The sequence below is a fragment of the Cytobacillus firmus genome, from assembly GCF_023715565.1.
GTDB lineage: Bacteria > Bacillota > Bacilli > Bacillales > Cytobacillaceae > Cytobacillus > Cytobacillus firmus_C.
Window position 1 is genome coordinate 1 of the sequence record NZ_JAMBOJ010000060.1, and the last position, 23,636, is coordinate 23,636.

Here is a 23,636-nt window from a genome sequence, read left to right on the forward strand (position 1 = left end):
CTTAATTGTATCAGAAGTGGTCCTTATTTTTCTCAAAAACAATCAAAGCCGGTGACATTTTACTCGTCGTAAAATGTCACCGGCTTTTTCATTTCAGAGGTGGGTTTTGTCCCAGCCTCTTTTTTTACCTTTGAGCTAGCGCTTTTTGCGGCTTTTTGCCCGCTGATCGGCAGCCTTGGAACGTGCCATTGCATCGAGATCATCATGATCGGCGAGTTCGCGGTTAAATTCTACGTCAATGCCGTCAGATTTCATGTTTTTCGGTACTTGTGGAAGTGATGCTTTGTTTTTATCACGAGTTTTATGTCCATGTGCACGGCCCATAGCAAATAACCCCTTTCAGCAATAAAGGTACGGAAACTCTGGTGTTTCCGTACCTTTATCATGTACCATCGATCGGGGTGCTATGAGTGGAAATTAATGTTTAGCCTGTCTGCCTGCAAATCCGCCGACTTTGTCAGCCCGTTTGAATTCTCTTGAATATGTTACTTCCTGCATGCTTGATAGCGTGCTTTTGGATTTGTCTCTTTTCTTTTTATCCACTTTGCATCATCCTTTCAAAATAAGGGTACACACTTCCCTTATTTTTCCCTTGTTTCATATAAATGATACAAATTTCATTCATAAATATTCCTGAGAGCTGAACGTAAATCCGGAAATAAGAAGTCATAGCCGAATGTCTGCAATTTTTCCGGAAGCACCTTTTGTCCTTCCAATACCAGTGTGCTCATTTCCCCTAGAGCTATTTTTAAAGCAAAACCGGGAGCAGGCAGCCAGTGGGGACGATTAAGGACGTCACCAAGTATTTTTCCGAATTTTTTCATTTTCAGGGGATTTGGAGATGTAAAATTAACGGGCCCCTGCAGCTGCTCGTGTTCAATACAATGAAGGATTCCGTTTACAACATCATCTAAATGAATCCAGGAAACCCATTGATCACCCGTTCCAACTGGCCCGCCGGCAAATAGTTTGTAGGGAAGGGCTATTCGCGGAAGGGCTCCATCGTTCTTTTCGAGAATGATTCCAAATCTGCAGAAAACGGTCCGGACTTCAAACTCTTCAGCTTTGGAGGCCTCTTCTTCCCAGAATTTTACTGTTTCAGCTAAAAAATCAGTTCCGCTTTTCCTTTTGGATTCTGTAAAGGTTTCATTCAGGGATGTGCCATAGTAACCGACCGCACTGGCATTGATTAATGTATACGGCTTTTCTTCAAGGCGGCTAATAATGCGGAGAACTTCCCTAGTGGCAGTAATTCGGCTGTTTAATATACGCTTTTTGCGTTGATCTGTCCATCTTCCGCTGTTAATGGACTCACCGGCCAGGTTGATAAACACGTCAATGCTTTCCAAAGCATCCTCAGGTGAGTCATCATCATTCAGCCATTGTACATAATTCAAATTTTTAGATGGGTTTTTATTTGCTGTATTTCTTGTAAGAATGAACAGTTCATGTTTTTTATCCAATAATTTTTTAACCAAGGCGCTTCCAACAAAACCAGTTCCGCCGGTGATGGCTATTCTCATGGGAAATTCCCCTTTCAAGTGTCATATCCTTTGGTACATTTTACGACGTTTTCTTTCAAAATCCTTTTTTGGATGTGTTACATTTAAGATAAGAGGTGGAGCAAATGCCGACTATTACGAAAATCACAGTTCAGAAAAAAAACACAGACCGCTACAATATATATATGGATTATGGGAGAGGTGAAGAATATGCTTTTAGCGTGGATGAAGATGTTTTAATTAAGCATCAGTTAAAAAAGGGAATGGAGCTTGATGAATTCTCTTTAAATGAAATTGGCTACCAGGATGATATCCGGAAAGCTTATAACAGGGCTATTCATTATTTATCCAGAAGAATGCGCTCGGAAACCGAAGTCCGCAAACATTTAGCTGAAAAAGAAGTGGAAGAACCGGTTATTCAGGAAGTTATCCACAAATTGTATAATTATCATTTTCTAAACGATGAAGAATTTGCAGCAGCTTTTGTGCGTACACAAATGAATACATCAGATAAAGGGAAAGGCCTGATCCGCACAGAACTGAAGGAGAAAGGAATTTCCCCTCAATTAATCGAAATTGCATTGGAAGAATATCCAAGGGATGCAGAAGTAGCTGCTGCCATAAGGCTGTGTGAAAAGTATTCAAAGAAATACGTCAGGGATTCATCAAAAATCCTTAAACAAAAGCTGGAACAGATGTTAATGCGCAAAGGCTTTAATTTTGAAATCATTCAAGAAGCTGTATCTGAAACGGAGATTGATAAAGAAGAGGATGAAGAATTGGCTGCCCTGAGGTTTCAGGCCGAAAAAGCAAGAAAGAAATATGCAAACCTTCCTGAGTTCGAATATACGCAGAAGATGAAGCAAGCCTTGTTCAGAAAAGGTTTTTCTTTTGATTTAATAGAGCAATTCTTAAATGAAGAAGAATAACACATGGAAGCCCATGTGTTATTTTTTTGACTCGATGACAATTGTATCTTCTTCCATATGATCCAGAATCATTTCTGCCACTTCTTTAGGAGAACGAAGCCTTGATTTGTCCTTGATATGGTCGCTTTCGTCCCAGAAAGGGGTGTCCATGCCGCCCATATAAACCGCTGTAACTTTAATATTTGTACTCTCCAGTTCCTTCTGAAGACTTTCTGTAAAGCCTCTTACAGCGAATTTGCTTGCCACATATACGGATTCATTTACTTTCCCTTTTAAGCCCGCAGTCGAAATGATATTCATCAGCAGGCCTTCGTTTACGTCTTTTAAAAAGGGCAGAACGGCCTGCGTCATGTAAATAGTACCGAGCGTGTTGGTGTCGAACATGTCCTGAATGTTTTGCTTCGAAAGGCTGTTAACTGGCCCGAAATGCCCAACTCCGGCATTGTTTATAAGGCCATAAAGTTCTTGGTTTTGGAGTTGCATCATTAATTTGCTGATCTCTTTGCTTTGTGTAATATCTAATGTATGGACTTCCGCGCTTCCGCCGGACTCAAAAATTTCCTGTTCCACGTTCTGCAGCTTGTCCAATGTCCTGCCTGTTAAAACAATATGAAATCCCTGTTCCGCAAACAATAAAGCAAGCTCTTTTCCCAAGCCTGACCCTGCGCCGGTAATGATGACTGACTTCATCTGTATCCTCCTTGAAATGACTTATCACCTCCATCTTAGCAAAAAAGTCCAACACATGCGATTAGGCATCAAAAACAAAAAACAGGAGCCTTTTCTAAACGGGCATTTTCTCATATACTTAGCTATGGAAGTCTTAACTGTAAATGTAACTATCTGAAGAAAGTAAGAGGATATTAATATGCAGGAAAAAAGATACAGTACTATGACTACGTATGAGCTTCAGCAGGAAATTGCCAGTTTAAATGAAAAAGCTAAGAAAGCTGAACAGATGGGAATGGTAAATGAGTTTGCGGTGCTGGAACGCAAAGTTATTATGGCGAAATCTTATCTGCTAAACCCGGATGATTTTTTACCCGGTGAAATTTTTGAAGTTGACGGGGATCCAGGTGTTTACTTTAAGATTGACTATATGAATGGTGTATTTGCCTGGGGATTCCGGCTGAATGGTAGCAAAGGAGAAGAAGCTCTGCCCATTTCCATGCTGAAAAAATTAGCGGGAAAAGGGTGAACCAACTGGGCAGTAAGAAACAATCAGAGGGAGAAAGCCCCCCTGATTGATGTTTCACCTTAAGAGTTTTTGCGAATCTGCCTTTTTAAAATAATGAGGTCTTGAGTTTGCTGGGTCTCGCCATTTACTTGTGAATGTGAACGTTTAGGCCTAAAGTGCGGTGAAGTAAATGGACTGGAATACGGATTATCACCAAAAAAGTTTTTGCTGTTTCCCATAACCAAGCCTCCCTGTATTTTAAAATTCGGGTGTATCACTTTCGCGGTCTGTAGAAGCCTTCATTCGTTCCTGAGGGTGGGTGTTAATCGTGCCATCCGCCCGGCGTGAAGCATACTCTGCTTTTGCCCGAGGCTCCCCCTCCAATTTTATATTGTTCTGATTTGGGAAATTTCTCGCTTTATTGCGCATAACAAGCCTCCTAAACCGGAATAAGAGCGTGACCGGCAAATAGCTGATCACGTAATACTATTATTTGTATTTTACGGAAGGCTATGAAGGATTAACGGCATTAATAAATGGAAAAGAGGAGATTTTTATGAATGAGTACCAGCAAAAGCTTTATGAGCTTTTATTGGAAAAGAATGACCTGCTTTCAGCAAGACAGGCACAGACATGGATTGAACTGCTTTGGGAGGATTTCGAAGCAACATATGCCAAGGCTGGCAGAGAATATAAGGGTGCTGAAATGACAGAAAGAATTGTAAGACAATGGATCGAAAACTATGGCAGCAGGCTCCATGAATTTGTTGCCAATAATCCTAAATATAAGCATTTGCTTGAGCAGGATAAGAATACCCTAAATTAAAAACAGGCTGCCAATAGAAGCAGCCTGTTTTCATTAACCTGGGAGAATATCGAGTTTTTTTCGAAGCTTTTCCTCGCTGAAAATCCAGCCTGTATAAGATGATTGAATGTTAAACTCCCGATCGAGCTGAACCACGGCTACAAATGGATAATGTCCATTGCTCCGGTAGCGAAGGTCTATAAAGCGAACTTCATAATAATCATCATATTCATCCACTTCCCAGCGGTAAACCGGTGAGAAGGACAGGAAGGCAGACAGGTTTTTATCTTTCTTCGCAGCTTCTATAACAGGTGACTCAGGAACGGGAACGCGATTAAATTGATCGAGAATTCTCACATGGTTTTTAACAGCACGCCCGACAAAAAATTGCTGCCTGCTCATAACCGCCACACGCCACTGATTAAACCTCATCGTTGGGGCAATAATGATTTCATTTGCATCCGGTATCATAACCTTTACGGCATTTAATACACTTCTCTGGGCTGCAAACCGCAGAAGATAATAAATGACAATAATGCCATAAATGATTAGAAATGTATAACCGGGATGAGCCCCAAATGCCCAGATGAATAATCCTGCGACATGAATCCCGAAAATGAACGGGTCAAATGTGTTAATAATCCCCAGAGCTACCCATTTGGATGAAAAGGGCCGGAGTGCCTGTGTTCCATATGCATTGAATATGTCTACAAATACATGCAGGAATACAGCCAAAAAAGTCCATAGCCATAGGTGCAGCAGATCCGCAGACGGAAAAAACGGATAAACTACAGCAAGTATGGCAAGCGGCCATAACAGGACGGCCGGTATGGAGTGGGTAATTCCCCTGTGATTGCGAATATAAACGGCATTATTTCTTAGTTTTAAGACAGTATCGATATCAGGTATTTGAGAACCGACGATGGCACCAATCATGACACTTGTTGCTGTAGCAGAACTCTCCGCAACAACGGGATCAAGAGTGGCTATGCCGCCAAGCGCCAGCCCCATCACTACATGTGTGCCGGTATCCAAGAGGAAATACCTCCTTCCCTGGTAACAAATCTTGTACAGAGTACCAAAATTACTTAAAGTGTAACAGCAAAATTCTTGTATTAACAGCTGAATATGGGTACCTTTAAAGGTGTTGCAAACTTAAGGCAAAATGTTAAGCAGCGACTGTACTAATATATTCCCATATTTTCCGATTGTTTAACATCAGGAGGATTAAAAAATTGAAAGAAGTTAATCAAAATACAATCGAATCAACCGATATAAAAGGTTTTCAAGATGACTTGCTAAGCTGGTTCGAAGCGGAGCACAGGGATTTGCCCTGGAGAAAGGATCAGGATCCGTACAAAGTCTGGGTTTCTGAAATTATGCTTCAGCAGACGAGGGTGGACACCGTAATCCCCTATTTTCACCGTTTTATTGAACAGTTTCCGACCATTAAGGATCTTTCTGAAGCAGATGAAGAAAAGGTATTAAAAGCCTGGGAAGGTCTTGGATATTATTCAAGAGCAAGAAATCTTCAGGCAGCCGTCCGGGAGGTTCATGAAAAGTATGGGGGAAAAGTTCCGGATACACCAAAAGAAATCTCGTCCCTAAAAGGAGTGGGACCCTATACGGCAGGGGCCATTCTCAGTATAGCGTATGGAAAACCCGAACCGGCTGTGGATGGCAATGTAATGCGTGTCCTGTCGCGAATCCTCTCCATCTGGGAAGATATTGCTAAGGCATCTTCCAGGAAAATATTTGAGTCTTCCGTTCGAACATTAATTTCACATGAAAACCCGTCCCATTTTAACCAGGCACTTATGGAGCTTGGGGCATTAATATGTACACCAACCTCTCCTTCCTGTTTATTATGCCCGGTGAGAGAACATTGTACTGCGTTTTATGAAGGGACTCAGCAGGATCTGCCCGTAAAAACAAAAACCAAAAAGCAAAAAAATGTGCAATTAGCATCCGCAGTCCTTATCGATGATCAAGACAGAGTGCTAATACACAAAAGACCCGGCAATGGCCTGCTTGCTAATCTATGGGAATTTCCCATGACAGAGATCAACATTGCTTATGTAAGCGACAAAGAACAGATGAAGGATGCATTCTGCACCCAATATGGAGCCAATGTGGATATACAGGAAATGACGGGTCAGATCGAACACGTTTTTTCCCATTTAACATGGAACATAAATGCTTATAAAGGAAAATTGTTAGAACTTAAAGAGGAAAAAAATGATTTGAAATTAGTCACTCTTGAAGAAATGAAGGAAATTCCTTTTCCGGTTTCCCATCAGAAAATCTGGAAGCAATATGTTGAAAGCTGATTATGAAAAAGGGGAATAATCCCCTTTTCCCTTCACTCATAGCTAACCCGCGTCCCATGAGTATAATCGGCTTCCTGTCTTTTCAGTCCGCCGCGGTTTTCTATTTCTTCAACAATCTCCCTATGAATCGTCTGGCCCTCAGCATTTAAATAGGGCATGATCTGCTGAAATGAATGATGGTAAAAAGCAAGCTCGCTGTCCTTCCAATCCGATTTTGACATCATCGAAAGCTCTGTCATATCCCGTCCGACAAACATATGCCATCTTCCTTTCCTCAATTGGATTACAGATAGTGTTTTAATTCGAATTGCCATCTATACATGGAAAAAGCTAAAATGAAATTGGTAAGGTGTTTTGTTTATCGCAGTCTAACGGACAGTAAGACCCCCACTTCAAGACTCAGAGGAATCAAAGGAGGTTAAGCGGAGGTCAAACTGCCGGTAAAGACCCGAAAAGAAGAACAAAGACTAGAACGCCACGTCCTGTGGGCCTCAACTAACAATCAGTGGGGGATAAGGAAAATTCCCGCTGGTTGGAATATCACATATAATAAATTCCCGTGATAAGAATCCTTAAACAACAGAAATACATAACAGAAAGGAAATTGAATCATGACACAAAAAGTAGCACTGGTTACAGGAAGCAGCAGAGGAATTGGAAAGGCAACAGCCATCAGGCTTGCCAAAGAAGGCTATGACATTGTCATCAATTACGCACGCAGCAAATCGGCTGCAAATGAAACAGCAGCTGAAATTGAAGCGCTTGGCAGAAAAGCCCTGGTTGTAAAAGCAAACGTGGGGGATGTAGAGAAAATTAAAGGCCTGTTCGCTGAGATTGACCGTGAATTTGGGAGGCTTGATGTGTTTGTTAACAATGCAGCTTCCGGGGTTCTGCGTCCGGTTATGGAACTGGAAGAATCACATTGGGATTGGACGATGAATATTAACAGCAAAGCACTGCTTTTCTGCGGTCAGGAAGCTGCAAAGCTAATGGAGAAGAGCGGCGGTGGAAAAATCGTAAGCATCAGCTCGCTCGGGTCTATCCGCTATCTGGAAAACTATACAACTGTTGGGGTTTCCAAGGCAGCTTTAGAAGCATTAACACGTTACCTTGCTGTTGAGCTGGCTCCTAAAAATATCACCGTAAACGCTGTTTCAGGCGGTGCCGTGGATACAGAAGCTTTAAAACATTTCCCTAACCGTGCAGAGCTTCTCGAAGAAGCAAAAACGAAAACCCCTGCAGGACGAATGGTTGAAATTGAAGATATGGTGAATACAGTTATGTTCTTGTTAGGTGAGGAGTCCAGTATGATCCGCGGCCAGACGATTATTGTGGATGGAGGCATTTCTCTGCTTGTTTAAATAAATATGGTTATTTTTGGTTAATAAAAAAGTTGGATAGTTTCTTCCGCTCCCGGTTAAATTAATGAGCGTGGAGGTGATTATAATGGCTAAAAAACCAAACCAATCTCAAGCAGGAACTAACGTTCAAGAAGTGAGACAACAAAATGCACAATCTGCTGGCCAAGGCCAATACGGTACTGAATTTGCCAGCGAAACAAATGCTGCTGAAGTAAAACAGCAAAACCAGCAAGCTGAAGCTCGCAAAGGTCAAAATGCAGGCAAACAAAGCCGCTAATTACATCTAAAGAAAGAAGCCGCCTTTTAAATGGAAAGGGCGGCTTCTTTTTTTGTTGCAAAGACTAAGAAAGTATTTAATTTTTGAACGTCCAAACTGTTCAGCGCAAGCGCCTATTCCCTCCTCTTGTGCTTGTTGGAGGTGGACAAGGCGTTTGCGCTTTTCTTATGCTCTGTCCCTTCGACAAAACTTCCATAAAGTCAACATAACTAGTCAAAGGGTTAAAAATAGGTACAGCGAAATTATAGAATAGGAAAAATAATGGGGACGGTGGAACAAACATGGAGAACTTTAACAGTTTAGTTTCAGAACAGATGAAAACGATGGAAAAGCTTCTTTATCTGCAGAGTGAACTGGAGCGCTGCCAGGAGATTGAAGAGGAATTAAAAGCTATTCAGCAGGAAACAGAGCTAGAAAGTGTACAGTATGAAATTGCCAGGATGAAGGAAGAGCTCAAACAAATTCATCGTATCTTTGAGGAACAGACCGAAGAGGTCATCCGCTCCTACCAAAAAGTAAATGTAACCGTCTAAAGATAAATTTCCTATAATCTTTGGTTGTCTTCAATACTTATAAAATAAGCTATTATATCCTTTTTTTACAGCCGTTGATACATTTCAATGGCTCTTTGTTTTAAAAATTTCCTTTTACCGTTATAATAGTAGAAAACAGGAATCGTACTTTGTTGCCTTTATCTTTTGGATATTATTGAGTCATGCTGTGCAGTATGCGCTTAGCATGAAGGGGAGGAAGCCTATTAAAGGCGCCAAAAAAGTATTATCAGGTTGCAAAGCTTCCGGAAGGAAAGTAGGGGAAAAAGAATGGCGGTACCCATCGAAGGCGAACCAATGCAAATACACAGCTATAAACATAATGGGCATATCCACCGCGTCTGGGAGGAAACAACCGTATTAAAAGGGACACAAAATCTGGTGATTGGCGGAAATGACCGGACAATCGTAACAGAATCTGACGGAAGAACATGGGTGACGAGAGAGCCAGCCATTTGTTATTTTCATTCCCAGCACTGGTTTAATGTGATTGGAATGATTCGGGAAGATGGTGTTTATTATTACTGTAATATCAGTTCACCATTTATTTTTGACGGAGAAGCGTTAAAGTATATTGATTATGATCTCGATATTAAAGTATATCCTGACATGACATTCAATTTGCTTGACGAAGATGAGTATGAACGGCACCGTCAGGAAATGAATTACCCGAATGTGATTGACAGCATCCTTAAATCAAATGTGGACAACCTCATCCATTGGATCCGTCAGAGAAAAGGTCCTTTTGCACCCGACTTTATTGATATATGGTATGAACGTTATCTTACTTACAGACGCTAAAAAAGGGCTGAATGCCGAAAAAAAAACGCCTGTTGGACTTTGAGTCAGCAGGTTTTTATTTTTGCCCTGAATCTGCATGATTGCGGTATTTAGGGGTAATTTTAAGAAAATAACTGGGAATGAGACAGAGAGGGGGCGATGTGGTTGGACAGTATAAAAAGATATTTGAATTTCGTTAAGCCCTATCGGCTTCAGATTATTGGAACCATCATAATAGGCATCATTAAGTTTGCTATTCCGCTTTTGATTCCGCTTCTGATTAAGTATGTAATAGATGATATTATTGGTAATGATTTATTAAGCCAGGGCGATAAGACGAGTACACTGTTAATGGTTATGGGTGTGATGATTGCCATATTTGTCATTGCACGTCCGCCAATAGAGTATTACCGCCAATATTTTGCCCAGTGGGTGGCAAGCAAAATTCTTTATGATATCCGGGACAGGCTGTTTACACACATCCAGAAGTTAAGCTTCAAATACTATGCGAATACAAGAACAGGCGAAGTTATCTCACGGGTCATAAATGATGTGGAACAAACTAAAACATTCATCGTGACCGGGTTAATGAATTTATGGCTAGATGTGGCAACCATAATAATTGCAGTTGCGATTATGCTGAAAATGGATGTTACTCTGACGATCGTATCACTGCTTTTATTTCCATTCTATGCTTTTTCAGTTAAATACTTTTTTGGAAATCTCAGAAAGCTGACCAGAGAACGGTCACAGGCTCTTGCAGAGGTACAGGGCTATCTACATGAACGTGTTCAGGGGATGGCAGTTGTTAAAAGCTTTGCCATTGAGGATTATGAGCAAACCCAATTTGATGCGCAAAATAAGAATTTCCTGACAAAAGCGATCGATCATACGAAGTGGAATGCGAAGGCATTTGCAGTTGTTAACACCATTACAGATATTTCACCGCTATTAGTCATTGGATATTCAGGATATCAGGTTATTCAGGGGGAAATCTCCCTCGGTGTGATGATGGCATTTGTTGCTTATATTGATAGATTGTACGGCCCGCTTAGAAGGCTTGTTAACTCTTCCACCACCTTAACCCAATCAATTGCATCCATGGATCGGGTATTCGAGTTAATTGATGAGAAATACGATATTGACGATTCAGCTGATGCTATCGAATGCAGAGATGTAAAAGGGCATATTCAATTTGAAGAAGTCAGCTTTTCTTACAACGAGAATGAGCCTCCGGTTTTAAAGGAAATTACCCTTGATGTATCGGCAGGGGAAACGATTGCTCTTGTAGGGATGAGCGGAGGAGGGAAGTCCTCTCTGGTAGGGCTCATTCCGCGTTTTTACGATGTGAATGAAGGCAGAATTCTGCTTGACGGCAGGGATATCCGTTCCTTTAAAGTCAGGAGCCTCCGCGATAAAATCGGAATGGTGCTTCAGGATAATATTTTGTTCAGTGAATCGGTTAAAACAAATATTCTTCTCGGCAAACCCCATGCCACTGAAGAGGAAGTAATCGAAGCTGCCAAGGCTGCAAATGCCCACGAATTTATTATGAATTTGCCGGAAGGCTATAACACCAAGGTTGGCGAGCGCGGAGTTAAATTGTCGGGAGGACAGAAGCAGCGAATTGCCATTGCGAGAATCTTTTTGAAAAATCCGCCGATCCTTGTACTGGATGAAGCCACTTCAGCTCTTGATTTGGAGAGTGAACATCTGATACAGGAAGCATTGGAAAAGCTGGCTAAAGACCGGACCACTTTTATCGTGGCGCATCGCCTTTCCACCATCACACATGCTGATAGAATTATTCTGATAGAGCATGGTGAAATTTCAGAAGCGGGTAGCCATGAAGAATTAATGAAAAAACAAGGCAATTATTATAAACTTTTTCAGGTTCAGCAGCTTGAAAATTAGGCTAAAAGCCGGCTCTATTTACAGGGCCGGCTTTATTGTTGCTTTTGCATGGCAATGCGTCAAATTGTTATAGTGTCAAAGTACTGTAAACAGAAAAACGTCATGAATGTCCGTTTTTATTCATAACTATTATTAGGATATGTATATTTTCCCTAAAAAATAGCATTGAAATAATATAATGTTTACTATATTTAAATAATTTTGAAAAATGAGTAGACTTAACCAATCTTTTTTTATAGAATGAAAAAAGATAGTGACATAAGGTCCAAAATTGTTAAAAATGTCCTATTTCATAGAAACGGACGATCAGGAAAGGAGTATCCGTGTGACTCAAGCTCCAGTATTAGATGTAAAACAGCTAAGGACTTCCTTTTTCTCTTCAGATGGAGAAGTTCCGGCAGTGGATGATATCAGCTTCTCTGTCAACAAGGGTGAGATTTTGGGGATAGTAGGTGAATCAGGCTGCGGAAAGAGTGTTACATCTCTATCCATCATGAAACTGATTCCACAGCCCCCGGGAAAAATAGTTGGCGGGGAAATTCTTCTCGATGGAGAAGATCTCGTTAAAGCATCAGAAAAAAGAATGCGTGAAATAAGAGGAAATGAAGTGGCTATGATTTTTCAGGAGCCGATGACTTCATTGAATCCTTTATTTACAATTGGAGATCAGCTGACAGAAGGAATTAAATTACATAAAAAGTTAAATAAGAAGGCTGCTATCCAGCAGGCTGTTGAAATGCTTAAGCTTGTAGGTCTGCCGAGAGCAGAACAGATTATAAAGGAATATCCCCACCAGCTTTCAGGGGGAATGAGGCAGAGGGTAATGATTGCGATGGCTTTGTCCTGCCATCCTCGTCTTCTGATAGCAGATGAGCCGACAACCGCTTTGGACGTGACAATCCAGGCACAGATATTATCCCTTATGAAGGATCTTAATCAAAAGCTGGACACAGCCATAGTTATGATTACGCATGATCTCGGGGTAGTAGCAGAAGTGTGTGAAAGGGTAATTGTCATGTATGCCGGGAAAATAGTAGAGGAAGCTCCTGTAAAAGAGATATTCAAAAATCCAAAGCATCCTTACACTCAGGGACTTCTTCAATCAGTGCCTGATGTTAGAGAAAAAAAAGAGCGATTATACTCCATTCCGGGAAATGTGCCTAAACCGGGCTCCATCAAGACTGGATGCCGTTTTGCAGCGCGATGTGAATTTGTCCATGACCGTTGCCTGACGGAAAGTCCTCCACTTTATAATGCGAATAATGCAGAACCGCATACAGTGCGCTGTTTCCTGCATGAGTCTGGAGGTGTCATCAATGACCGAAGTGCTGTTGGAAGTTAATCAGCTAAAGAAATATTTCCCCGTAACAGGCGGGCTGTTTGGAAGAAAACAGGGTGATGTGAAAGCTGTTGATGATATCAGCTTCTTCGTTAACAAAGGGGAAACGCTAGGCCTTGTTGGTGAATCTGGCTGCGGCAAATCAACCACTGGAAGAATGCTGATGCGACTGATCGAACCAACAGAGGGGAAGGTAGTTTTTGAAGGCAAGGAATTGACTTCCCTAAACTCAGCGGAAATGCGCAAGATGAGAAAGGAAATGCAGATGGTATTCCAGGATCCGTTTGCGTCATTAAACCCCCGCCATACTGTTGAGCAGATATTGGAGGAGCCTCTCATTGTCCACGGCATCGGAAATAAAGAAGAGCGCAAACAGCGGGTAAGAGAGATGCTTGAGGTTGTCGGCCTCAGCAGCTACCATGCCAAACGCTATCCGCATCAATTCAGCGGTGGCCAAAGGCAGAGGATAGGAATCGCAAGGGCATTGATGACCAAGCCTAAGCTGATCATTGCAGATGAACCTGTTTCAGCTCTTGATGTATCCATTCAATCACAGGTGCTTAATCTGCTCGAAGATCTGCAAAAAGAATTTCAGCTGACGTATATATTCATTGCCCATGATCTAGGGGTAGTTAAACATATCAGTGATAGAGTTGGTGTTATGTATCTCGGAAGATTAGTAGAGATCACAACATCTGAGCAGCTCTACGATAAGCCGCTGCATCCGTACACGAAGGCATTGCTTGGAGCCGTTCCCATCCCTGACCCGACTTTAAAGAAAGACAGGGAGCTATTGACTGGGGACATCCCAAGCCCGCAGAATCCTCCAGCTGGATGTGCTTTCCATACGAGATGTAAAGAATGCATGGCAATCTGCAAAACAGATAGGCCGCAGCTGAAGGAAATTGAACCTGGTCACTTTGCAGCCTGCCATCTTTATAGCTGAGCTATAAGAATGGGCAGTACTGCATGGATGATAAATAAAAAGTAAATAGCCGATACCGGCAAAAGAAAAAGAGGGGGAAAACAATGAAGAAGCGCAAAGGCATTTGGTTCCTGGTTGCAGCTTTGTTACTGTCACTGGCTCTTGCAGGCTGCAGCAGCAACTCAAGCAGCGGAACGAAAGACGAAAAGGATAAAGAGAAAGGTACAGATACAGAAGAAGCGTCATCAGGCGGCACACTGGTATTTGGTCGCGGCGGTGATTCTACTTCACTTGATCCGGCTATTACAACTGAAGGTGAATCTTTTAAAGTTACAAAAAATATCTATGAAACTTTGATTGAATTTGGTGAGCAGGATACAGAAATTCAGCCTGGACTTGCTACTGAATGGGATTCAAGCGAAGATGGGTTAAAGCATACTTTAAAACTGCGTGAAGGCGTTAAGTTCCATGATGGAACTGATTTCAATGCTGAAGCGGTTGTCTTCAACTTTGAAAGATGGAAAGCTGGAAGCGCTGAGCAGTTCTATTACTATAACTCTCAATTTGGAGATAAAATCTCTGAAGTAAAAGCAGTAGATGATTACACAGTTGAGTTTACTTTAAACAAGCCAATTGCACCATTCTTTAAGAACCTTGCAATGTCTCCATTTGGAATTGCAAGCCCGGCTGCAATTGAAAAGCATGGTGATAAATTCATTCATAACCCGGTGGGTACAGGTCCATTTGTATTTAAAGAATACAAAGCAAACGACCGCATTACACTTGTTAAAAATGAAGACTACTGGGACGAGGGCCTTCCGAAGCTTGACCAGGTTATCTTCCGTGTCATCCCTGAAAACTCTGCCCGTCTGAACGCGTTAGCTACAGGTGAAGTAGACTTAATCGATGGTGTTAACTTCAGTGATGTAGGCCAAATCGAAGGAAATTCGGATCTTCAAACGTTTGAACGTCCATCATTAAACGTAGCTTACCTTGGATTGACAAGCACACGAGGACCATTAAAGGATAAAAAAGTCCGCCAGGCATTGAACTATGCAGTTGATAAGCAAGCTCTTATTGATGCATTCTATGCCGGTGCAGCTGAGCCTGCGAAAAACCCAATGCCTTCAGTTGTAGCGGGTTATAATGATGACGTTAAGGATTACGAGTATGATCCTGAAAAAGCAAAGGAACTCTTAAAAGAAGCAGGATATGAAGATGGCTTTGAAATGGAGCTATGGGCAATGCCTGTTCCTAGACCATATATGCCGGATGGACAGAAAGTGGCTGAAGCACTGCAAGCCAACTTTGATGCAATCGGTGTAAAAGCAAAGATCGTAACTTATGAGTGGGGTACTTACCTGGATAAAGCCAAGAATGGTGAAGCTGATACATTCCTATTAGGATGGACTGGCGACAACGGAGATGCTGATAACTTCCTGTATGTACTTCTTGACCAGGACAGCATCGGTTCTAACAACTACTCATACTACCAGAACCCAGAGGTGCATGAACTGCTTGTAAAAGCTCAGGCAAGTCCTGACCAGGAAGAGCGTGAAAAACTTTACAAAGAGGCTCAGCTTCTGATCAAAGATGATGCTCCATGGATTCCGCTTGTTCACTCAAGACCAATCCTTGCGGGTAAAGCTGATATCACAGGCTTCAAGCCGCATCCAACAGGTTCTGATTTACTTGCAACTGTAGAATTTAAATAAGATGCTTCTCAAGTGAGATAAGTATACTTCTTATATTTCAAGGAAAAGGGAGTACAGTTCTGTAGCTCCCTTTTCTATTACAAAATACTTTAGATAACTCCTTCAAGAGAGGTGAGATGGCAATGCTGTCCTACACACTTAAACGTCTGTTTTCCCTAATTCCCGTTCTGCTGGGACTTTCCCTGATCGTCTTTTTTATGATCCGGGCAATACCAGGTAATCCGGCACAGATTATCCTGGGACAATTGGCAACAAAAGAAGCAGTAGAGGAATTAACGAAGCAGCTGGGGCTGGATCAGCCTTGGTACCTTCAATATTTTACATATCTGGGCGGTCTTATTACGGGGGATCTTGGAGAATCACTCCGGACAAAAACGGAAATAAGCCAGGAAATTTGGCCGTATCTGGCTGCAACAATTGAACTTACATTCGTTGCCATGTTAATTGCTGTTTTTATCGGTGTGAATGCCGGAATCATCAGTGCCTGGTATCAGAATTCGTGGTTTGATTATGTGGCAATGGTGCTGGCGCTTATTGGCGTTTCCATGCCAATCTTCTGGCTCGGCTTGATGGAGCAGTGGGCATTTGCCATTAAACTGGACTGGCTGCCTACATCGGGTAGGGAAGAAGTAAGAAATCCGATTGAAGCCATTACGAACATATATATGATTGATACTCTCCTGCAGGGAAGGATAGATCAATTCTGGGATGTCATCAGACACCTGATTCTGCCGTCATTTGCCCTGGCCACTATCCCGATGGCAATCATTGCAAGGATAACCCGTTCTACGATGCTTGAAGTAATGAGATCAGATTTTGTCAGAACAGCTAGGGCCAAAGGTTTGAGAATGTTCTGGGTTGTTTATAAGCACTCATTAAAGAATGCCATCATTCCAGTTCTTACGATTATCGGTCTTCAAATGGGGTTATTGCTTGGAGGCGCCATTTTAACGGAAACGATTTTCAGCTGGCCGGGAATTGGACGATATATTTATGAAGCTATTAACTATCGGGACTATCCTGTTATCCAGTCAGGCATACTTATCATTGCATTTATCTTTGTCATGATCAATCTGGTTGTAGACTTGCTGTATGCAGCAATTGATCCGCGAATTAAATATAATTAAGGAGGGGGAACGTACTTGGAACTATCAACACAAAAAGACCTTCAGCCGCCTATTATGCCTGCTGAAGAAAAAGCGGTTTCCCCCTGGGTGGAAGCATGGAGGAGCTTTAGAAAAAATAAACTGGCTTTAATCGGCACTATTATTGTCGTATTTTTCATCATTCTGGCAGTATTTGCACCTCTTATTGCTCCGCAAGGGATTAATGAACAAATGCTGTCCAAAAGACTTCAGGCTCCATCTAGCGAGCATTGGTTTGGAACAGATGACTTCGGGCGGGATATCTTTTCGAGGGTTGTATATGGGGCAAGGATTTCTTTATGGGTAGGCTTTCTGGCCGTAATCGGATCTATTGTAGTTGGATGCCTTTTAGGTGTAGTAGCAGGATATTACGGCAAATGGGTTGATACCATTATTTCCCGTGTATTTGATATCATGCTTGCTTTCCCAAGCATATTGCTGGCCATTGCAATTGTGGCCGTGCTTGGACCATCTTTGAGAAATGCCTTAATTGCCATTGCGGTTATCAATATTCCGAATTTTGGCAGATTAATCCGTTCAAGGGTGCTGAGTGTTAAACAGGAGGAATATATTATGGCTGCAAAAGCAATTGGGATGAGCAACAGCCGAATCCTCTTCAGACATGTGCTGCCAAATAGTATGGCGCCTATCATTGTGCAGGGAACACTTGCGATTGCAACAGCCATTATCGAATGTGCTGCCCTTGGATTTCTTGGCCTCGGTGCAGAGGCGCCAAATCCTGAATGGGGAAAAATGCTTTCTGATGCGAAGGCATTTTTAATCCAGGCGCCGTGGACTATGATCTTCCCCGGGCTTGCAATCATGCTAACAGTTTTGGGATTTAATTTAATGGGTGATGGACTAAGGGACGCACTTGATCCGCGAATGAAGAATTAACAAAAAAAGCAGCTGACATCAGCTGCTTTTTCCTATGAGTGGATATAGCACATACAAGTTTACTCAGCATCCGGTATGGAAACCTCATTTTCCTCTTTATGATATGCCTGAAAACTAGAAATAAGTTTATCCAAGTGCTCTACATGTTCATCGTAATCAACAATAGCTGATACCACCTGCATAATATGCGGAAGAATGGATTCTTCATCGTGTTCATGTTCTTTTTGCTGAGCCAGAAAAAGGTTCACCAGTTCCTTTCTGCTCATGCTGAAGTCGCCTTCCTCAAATACTACATTCGGACGAACTTTCCCAATAAATTTAAGCATGATGTGTTCATGATAATGGATGAGAATATCAAGCTTCTGCTGCACAGCATACTGGAATTCTTCAGGCATTTGCTGCAAATCATTTTCAAAGCGATGAAGCTTTTTTAATGTCTCCAGTGAGCGTTTAACTGTGGAAATCATTTGCCGATATATAACGAGTTTCCTGGATTTAACCAGGTCATTTCGCTTAAAATAATTTCTTTCCTCTTTATACATAAAGTAAAGCTGTTCAAGCTTAACATTACTATCTTTCATTTTATCAATATCGTTTTTCAGCAGTCTGTGTTCAGAAGCATGGCGTATGGTAAGCCGGATCCATTTAGTAATTTCCTCTGTGTTATTGGATATTTTAAAATAAAGCTTGTTTTCGTATTTAGGAGGCAAAAATACAAGATTAACGATAAAAGCTGACAATACCCCTAGCATAACGGTTGAGAATCGAATAAGTGCAAATTGCAGAAAGGTATCGCCTGGTGTCTCCATAATGACAATCAGGGTTACAAGTGAGAGGCCAATTGTGTTTTCTATTTTAAGCTTAAGATTAATCGTGATAACAATAATTGCGGCAAGGCCAATGATAAAAACATGATTGCCGAATAAAAGTACAAAAATCACGGCAATTAATGCGCCGATTGCGTTCCCCTGAATCTGTTCCACAATAGATAGATAAGATCTGTAAATGGTCGGCTGAACGGCAAAAATAGCGGCAATTCCTGCAAAGATAGGAGCAGGAAGCTGAAAAAGTTCTGATAATAATAGAGCTAAAATGATTGCGATTCCCGTCTTAAGTATGCGGGCGCCAAGTTTCATACAATGTATGTCCTTTCTTTCATAAAAATAGGATTCATTTAAAAGCGATAACCGTAAAAGCAGTAATTATACATACTTTAAACGATTTTGCTCATTGTTAAACAATATTGTACTATACAGGGATATGGAAAGAAGTTCAAGGGGCATTTTTATGAAATTATGATTAAAAGTAAGAAAAAAGTTACGGGTGCCTAAATGAAGACAAAAAGCCCCATCCGCAGAAACGGGTGGGGCTTGATTGTGCAGATAATCACTCTGTAGAAACAGACGGGTCTGCTTGCTCTTTGACAGGGATGACTTGAACAAAGTGGTCTTCCGGATAATCAAGAAGGGAAGCAAGCTGGGAAGCTTCTTCTGTCTGTCCCTGATCATTCAGAAGGGCAATGTATTGGCCAAGCATTTCTTTTACATCTTCCTTTCCTTTATCGGAAAGAGTTGTAACGGAGACTTTAGCTCCCTTGGCAATTCTGCGCTGGATAGCTTCTTTTGTTAAGCCCATTTCCGGCTGGTGTCTTAAGTAAACAACCCCGCCTGTCATTCCTGCGCAGATCCATGGACCGGCATCTCCTAGAACTAATCCACGACCATTCGTCATATACTCAAAGGCAAAACCTTTAATGTTGGCATTGGAACCGATGTTGCCGTATTCTTTTTCAGGCAGCGGCTTTTGCAGCTGGCCGCCGATAATCATATCAGCTCCGGATAATCTGATTCCGGCACGGGCGTCAGCATTTCCTTGAGCTATAAGCAAGCCTTCCTGTGCTCCATACCCAAAGCCTTTACCGACCGAGCCATTGTAAAACTTGCCATTCTTGCCTTTGGCTTTAAAGATTTTAATTTGTCCCCCAAACGAAGTTTTTCCGATGCCATCCTGAGCACCTCCGGCAACTTCAATGTTGATGCCGAAGCTGTTGTAAGCTCCAAGACCATTACCCGGGATGGAACCGCCTTTGTATTTCAAATCAACTTGCGGAAGACTTTTGTAAGAACCGTCGAGTCTGTTTCTTACACGGTGGCAGGAAACCCGGCTTCCCAATACGCGCTGCTCGGAAGTGACGCTTTGGAATTCACGTGACTGATCCAGTTCTTCTACACTTGCATCGAGATACTCTGCTCCAACAGCTACCTGCAACTGGGCTTCCTGCAGGGCTTCAGGTGCTTCCTGAGCAGAGAATTGGCCGATTTCAAGTGTTTTCAGCAGGTGAGTCAGGTCAAGCTGGTCCTGCCCCTTAATCTGCACAAGCAGATCGGAACGTCCTACAGCATCCTGCAGATTTTTTATGCCGATAGAAGCAGACAATGCTTTCAGTTCTTCTCCAAAAGCAGTAAACAGGTTCATAATGCCTTTGACAGCAAGATCGAATTGTCGTGGAACAAATCGTCTTAAACCATGTTCCTTCGCCTGTGCCTCTGAATCTATTTGAGTTGCAATCCCAACATGGCACGTATCAAGATGGCAGCCGCGGCATGTCGTACACCCGATGGCAAGCATGGAAAGTGTACCGAATCCTACACGGTTAGCACCAAGCAGCATAACTTTTAATACGTCCGCAGCACTCTTGATGCCGCCATCAGCCCAAAGTTCCACATTATCGCGGATCCCTGCTTCGAGAAGAGCGTTGTGAGCTGCCTTTACACCAATTTCAACTGGAAGGCCAACATGCTGCAGGGCGTGAATTCTCGCTGCCCCAGTACCACCGTCAAAGCCGCTCAGTGTGATAATGTCAGCACCGGCTTTTGCAATCCCAACTGCAATGGTACCGATATTTGGTACAACCGGCACCTTAACAGCAACCTTTGCTTTGTCATTGGCTGTCTTAAGCTCGTGGATCATCTGTGCCAAATCTTCAATCGAGTAGATATCATGGTTGTTGGAAGGTGAAATCAAATCTGATCCGATTGTAGCATTACGCGCCTCTGCAATTTTTGCCGTTACCTTGGATCCAGGAAGGTGACCGCCTTCACCAGGCTTTGCACCCTGCCCAATTTTGATTTCCAGCAGGTTGGATGAATTCAAGAGCTCGGCATTAACACCAAAGCGTCCTGATGCTACCTGCTGTCCGCGGGTTCTCGGATACTTTCCAAGCATATCCTTGATTTCTCCGCCTTCTCCATTCAAGCTGACCATGTTCAGTCTGTCAGCGCCTTCTGCATACGCTCTAAAGGCCGTTTCATTCTGAGAACCAAAGGACATGGAGGAGATGATAAATGGCAGATCATGCTCGCCCACATGCAAGCTGATATCTTCCGGCTTTAGATGAGAAGCCGTTTCCTTAAATCCGGTTAAATGACGGATTGTTGTTGGATTTTGGTCTTCCTGTTCTGTGATTTTTTCTTTATATGCATTGTAGTCACCAGTTGAGGCAACTTCGCCGATTGCTTTCCAGATACGCGGGAAAAGGCTGAACGTTTTTCCGATCCGCTCCTTTTCATTCTGGTAATCTTCCGCTCTTGTAAAAGCGTCTTCCTTTAAAGTGCTAAAGCTAAATGATAGCTCTTTAGATCCGAAGAAATTTACGATATTCAGATATTCTGCTAATTCTTCATGAAGACCGATAGCAGAGAATAAACGTCCATAGCCTCTTAATTCATGAATGCCGATTGTTGAAATAACTTTTTCAAGACCTTTGGTCAATGCTGAGTATAAATTCTTCAGCGGTGTATCAGATTCGCCAAGAACCGTCATGAACATATAGTAAGGGCTTATAATATCAGCGCCTAAACCAAATGCGGTAATGATGTCATGAAGCGATCTGATTGAAGCTGACCGGAGCAGCAGGGAACATTCACGTCGCAATGCCTCTTTGACAAGAGCCTGATCAATCGCAGAGACGGCCAGGTGCGGATCAATCCAGTAAGAGTCCTCCTGATGAGCATTGGCATCATCCAGTACAAGCAGGGTTTTGCCATTTTTAACCGTCTCAACCGCTTCTGCTGCTAAACGGTCTAAAGCTTCTTTAACGGTTTCATCTTTCGTAAATGTGGAAGATAAATAAGATATCAGCTTTTTTTCCTGATAATAGCCGGTTACCTGGTCATAGCTCGGCTGATTGAGTTCAGCGGAACATTCAAAGCCTGCTTTGCCTTCTATTAAAATAGGAGTCTGCAATTCAATTACGGCCCCTTGCTCCTGTTTTTCAAATAATGAAGGACGCTGGCCGATAATCGTACGGGTTGAGAAATGCTCAGTTTCCCGGTCACGGTCAATTGCAGGGTTTGTAACGACAGCAACACTTTCCTTAATAAAATCTGCGATGTTTTTCCGCTGAGGATTCAGTGCTGCTAATGGTGAATCGTGTCCTAGAGAACGGATTGGCTCTGCGCCTTTTTCTGCCATTTGCTCAACAAGCTGGACATGGTCTCTCTCCCAGCCGAATGCTTTATACTGCCCGTTATGAATCTTATCAGGGTAATTTACAGTAATGGTTTTTTCTAATTTTGGAGACTGCAGGCGAACCCTGAAATTTTCAGCGTTCACTCTTAGTGAAAATCGGTTAAAAACTTCAGCCTGATATTGGCTGTGCTCGTAAACAGCCAGCGTATCACCGTCCCATTTCAGTCCCACTTTTTCACCTGGTGACAACGGCTTGGGCTCATTAACATATTCGGAAGACGGGATGATTCCTGGTTCTGATGAGAACATGTAGGAGCTTTCAGTTTCCAGCATCCACAGCGGGCGAAGGCCCAATGCATCGACACTGAACACTGCCTCATCGGCAAATCTGGAAATAATTCCTGCAGGTCCCTGGGCAAAATGTCCCCATGCTTCCCGGATATAGGCGTACATATCCTGAAGATGCTCAGGGTATGACTTGATTTCATTCACGATTGGAGGGAACATGACATCCATTGCTTCAAAAAGAGTATAGCCGTCACGGCAAATAAACGTTTCAAGCGTTCTGCTCAGATCCTGTGAGTCACTGCCGTCTTTAACCAGTGGAACGCCGACCATTTTGGCTTCATCCCTAAGCTTGGCAATGGTGTTGATTTCCCCGTTGTGTCCCAACACGCTAAAAGGCTGTACACGGAAAAAGCTTGATAATGTGTTAGTTGAATAGCGATTATGCCCAAGCGTCATGGTTGAAGCAACAAGGGGGCTTGCCAGGTCGTGATAATATTTCGGAAGAATATCTCCGGCTCCCATAACTTTGTACACAGCATGATGCTGGCTAAGTGAGGCAACATGGACATGTTCGTCTTCTTCGAAACTAACTATTAATTCAAACAGTTTTTTGGAGAGTTCTGCACCATTCGATTCTGCTAAACAGGCAAACTGCCAGAATACTGGATTTTCCTGTATGGCAATCGGTCCCAAAGCTGAAGATTCGGTTACTTCGTCAGATGCATAAATAACCGTCAGATTAGCGTCAGCGAGTTTTTGCAGCAAGATCGTTTTCAGTAATTCAGTATCCTGCTTCCTGGACATAAATACATGTCCAACCACAAATCCTTCTTTTTCTGCTGCTTTAGAGTCAGCTCCTGCGGCCTTTAACTTTTCTTTCCACAGCTCTCTAGGGATATCAATATGGATCCCTACCCCGTCGCCTTCTCCATTAATAAAACCGGCACGGTGATTCATCGTAACGAGTGCATTGATGCAGCTGAAAATATTTTCGCGGGTTGGCACTTTCTTTTTCTCCATGGCAGAAACGATACCGCACGCATCATGCTCCTGGCGGTGAAACTCTTTAAAAAGTGAAGGACTCCATTGCTGTAATGTCATAAAATTCGGCTGAAAATAAGGCTGTGCCTTAAAGCCGTTCACCTCCTGAAAAATAGTAATCTATAAGTTTTTTTGTTTACGGGTTTTAAATGAGGGTATTGCAAAGTTATCTTTGGTTTGAAAGGTAAAT

General features: G+C 42.4%; 24 protein-coding genes. 14 read left to right on the top strand and 10 right to left on the bottom strand.

The genetic code is table 11. From position 1 onward, the window contains the following. Window positions 1–135: 135 nt before the first annotated feature. From M3205_RS19925 to M3205_RS19935, 3 genes are all read right to left on the bottom strand, one after another. On the bottom strand, window positions 136–324 hold the full coding sequence (locus M3205_RS19925; RefSeq protein WP_251171470.1) for a YfhD family protein: 189 nt from the start codon (window positions 322–324) through the stop codon (window positions 136–138). Between the two features lie 93 nt (window positions 325–417). After that, a complete protein-coding gene (locus M3205_RS19930; protein ID WP_251171471.1) occupies window positions 418–543 on the bottom strand; it encodes a YfhE family protein in 126 nt (41 codons plus the stop codon). Between the two features lie 74 nt (window positions 544–617). Further along, window positions 618–1,523 carry a TIGR01777 family oxidoreductase gene (locus M3205_RS19935; protein ID WP_251171472.1) on the bottom strand — a complete coding sequence of 302 codons (906 nt, stop codon included), beginning with the start codon at window positions 1,521–1,523 and terminating at the stop codon, window positions 618–620. A gap of 104 nt (window positions 1,524–1,627) precedes the next feature. Here M3205_RS19935 and recX point away from each other — a divergent pair, with 104 nt between their 5' ends. Then, complete coding sequence (gene recX, locus M3205_RS19940; protein ID WP_251171473.1) at window positions 1,628–2,431, top strand: recombination regulator RecX; 804 nt, start codon at window positions 1,628–1,630, stop codon at window positions 2,429–2,431. 18 nt (window positions 2,432–2,449) lie between these two features. Here the strand turns inward: recX and M3205_RS19945 are convergent, their stop codons facing one another. Next, complete coding sequence (locus M3205_RS19945) at window positions 2,450–3,121, bottom strand: SDR family NAD(P)-dependent oxidoreductase (RefSeq protein ID WP_251171474.1); 672 nt, start codon at window positions 3,119–3,121, stop codon at window positions 2,450–2,452. Between the two features lie 178 nt (window positions 3,122–3,299). Here M3205_RS19945 and M3205_RS19950 point away from each other — a divergent pair, with 178 nt between their 5' ends. Further along, window positions 3,300–3,629, top strand: coding sequence for a YfhH family protein (locus M3205_RS19950; protein ID WP_251171475.1), 330 nt, complete (start codon window positions 3,300–3,302; stop codon window positions 3,627–3,629). Window positions 3,630–3,688: 59 nt separating this feature from the next. Here M3205_RS19950 and M3205_RS19955 read toward each other — a convergent pair whose 3' ends face one another. Together M3205_RS19955 and M3205_RS19960 are read right to left on the bottom strand one after the other, a co-directional pair. Next, window positions 3,689–3,847: a YpzG family protein gene (locus tag M3205_RS19955; protein WP_251171476.1), complete on the bottom strand. Its 159-nt coding sequence runs from the start codon at window positions 3,845–3,847 to the stop codon at window positions 3,689–3,691. Between the two features lie 19 nt (window positions 3,848–3,866). Then, a complete protein-coding gene (locus M3205_RS19960) occupies window positions 3,867–4,037 on the bottom strand; it encodes a small, acid-soluble spore protein K (protein ID WP_048011772.1) in 171 nt (56 codons plus the stop codon). 127 nt (window positions 4,038–4,164) lie between these two features. Between M3205_RS19960 and M3205_RS19965 the strand changes: the two genes are divergently transcribed. Next, complete coding sequence (locus M3205_RS19965) at window positions 4,165–4,434, top strand: YfhJ family protein (protein ID WP_251171477.1); 270 nt, start codon at window positions 4,165–4,167, stop codon at window positions 4,432–4,434. 33 nt (window positions 4,435–4,467) lie between these two features. Here M3205_RS19965 and M3205_RS19970 read toward each other — a convergent pair whose 3' ends face one another. Beyond that, window positions 4,468–5,448, bottom strand: coding sequence for a metal-dependent hydrolase (locus tag M3205_RS19970; RefSeq protein ID WP_251171478.1), 981 nt, complete (start codon window positions 5,446–5,448; stop codon window positions 4,468–4,470). Window positions 5,449–5,648: 200 nt separating this feature from the next. Between M3205_RS19970 and mutY the strand changes: the two genes are divergently transcribed. Continuing rightward, the gene (mutY, locus tag M3205_RS19975; RefSeq protein WP_251171479.1) at window positions 5,649–6,743 is read left to right on the top strand and encodes an A/G-specific adenine glycosylase; all 1,095 of its coding nucleotides are present in this window, start codon (window positions 5,649–5,651) and stop codon (window positions 6,741–6,743) included. Between the two features lie 32 nt (window positions 6,744–6,775). Here mutY and M3205_RS19980 read toward each other — a convergent pair whose 3' ends face one another. After that, window positions 6,776–7,000: a hypothetical protein gene (locus M3205_RS19980; protein WP_095246223.1), complete on the bottom strand. Its 225-nt coding sequence runs from the start codon at window positions 6,998–7,000 to the stop codon at window positions 6,776–6,778. A 354-nt stretch (window positions 7,001–7,354) separates the two neighbouring features. On the opposite strand from M3205_RS19980, the gene fabL reads away from it, so the two are divergent. From fabL to nikC, 10 genes are all read left to right on the top strand, one after another. Further along, on the top strand, window positions 7,355–8,104 hold the full coding sequence (fabL, locus tag M3205_RS19985) for an enoyl-[acyl-carrier-protein] reductase FabL (RefSeq protein ID WP_095246224.1): 750 nt from the start codon (window positions 7,355–7,357) through the stop codon (window positions 8,102–8,104). Between the two features lie 85 nt (window positions 8,105–8,189). After that, window positions 8,190–8,381: a gamma-type small acid-soluble spore protein gene (locus M3205_RS19990; protein ID WP_251171480.1), complete on the top strand. Its 192-nt coding sequence runs from the start codon at window positions 8,190–8,192 to the stop codon at window positions 8,379–8,381. Window positions 8,382–8,662: 281 nt separating this feature from the next. Further along, window positions 8,663–8,914 carry a YgaB family protein gene (locus M3205_RS19995; RefSeq protein ID WP_035333110.1) on the top strand — a complete coding sequence of 84 codons (252 nt, stop codon included), beginning with the start codon at window positions 8,663–8,665 and terminating at the stop codon, window positions 8,912–8,914. 288 nt (window positions 8,915–9,202) lie between these two features. Continuing rightward, window positions 9,203–9,733: a nucleoside tri-diphosphate phosphatase gene (gene ntdP / locus M3205_RS20000; protein WP_251171481.1), complete on the top strand. Its 531-nt coding sequence runs from the start codon at window positions 9,203–9,205 to the stop codon at window positions 9,731–9,733. 144 nt (window positions 9,734–9,877) lie between these two features. After that, window positions 9,878–11,626, top strand: coding sequence for an ABC transporter ATP-binding protein (locus M3205_RS20005; protein WP_285886669.1), 1,749 nt, complete (start codon window positions 9,878–9,880; stop codon window positions 11,624–11,626). 325 nt (window positions 11,627–11,951) lie between these two features. After that, window positions 11,952–12,968, top strand: a complete 1,017-nt coding sequence (locus M3205_RS20010; protein ID WP_311315744.1) for an ABC transporter ATP-binding protein — start codon at window positions 11,952–11,954, stop codon at window positions 12,966–12,968. After that, window positions 12,943–13,911: an ABC transporter ATP-binding protein gene (locus M3205_RS20015; RefSeq protein ID WP_251171484.1), complete on the top strand. Its 969-nt coding sequence runs from the start codon at window positions 12,943–12,945 to the stop codon at window positions 13,909–13,911. The genes M3205_RS20010 and M3205_RS20015 overlap by 26 nt, the downstream gene beginning before the upstream one ends. Before the next feature lie 83 nt (window positions 13,912–13,994). Continuing rightward, window positions 13,995–15,605: an ABC transporter substrate-binding protein gene (locus M3205_RS20020; protein ID WP_251171485.1), complete on the top strand. Its 1,611-nt coding sequence runs from the start codon at window positions 13,995–13,997 to the stop codon at window positions 15,603–15,605. 122 nt (window positions 15,606–15,727) lie between these two features. Further along, entirely contained in the window at window positions 15,728–16,732 is a 1,005-nt protein-coding gene (locus tag M3205_RS20025; RefSeq protein WP_251171486.1) for an ABC transporter permease, read from the top strand. Window positions 16,733–16,786: 54 nt separating this feature from the next. Continuing rightward, entirely contained in the window at window positions 16,787–17,647 is an 861-nt protein-coding gene (gene nikC, locus M3205_RS20030) for a nickel transporter permease (RefSeq protein WP_251171497.1), read from the top strand. A gap of 59 nt (window positions 17,648–17,706) precedes the next feature. Here the strand turns inward: nikC and M3205_RS20035 are convergent, their stop codons facing one another. Continuing rightward, a complete protein-coding gene (locus M3205_RS20035; RefSeq protein ID WP_251171487.1) occupies window positions 17,707–18,783 on the bottom strand; it encodes an FUSC family protein in 1,077 nt (358 codons plus the stop codon). Between the two features lie 250 nt (window positions 18,784–19,033). Next, window positions 19,034–23,506: a glutamate synthase-related protein gene (locus M3205_RS20040; protein ID WP_251171488.1), complete on the bottom strand. Its 4,473-nt coding sequence runs from the start codon at window positions 23,504–23,506 to the stop codon at window positions 19,034–19,036. Window positions 23,507–23,636 lie beyond the last annotated feature (130 nt).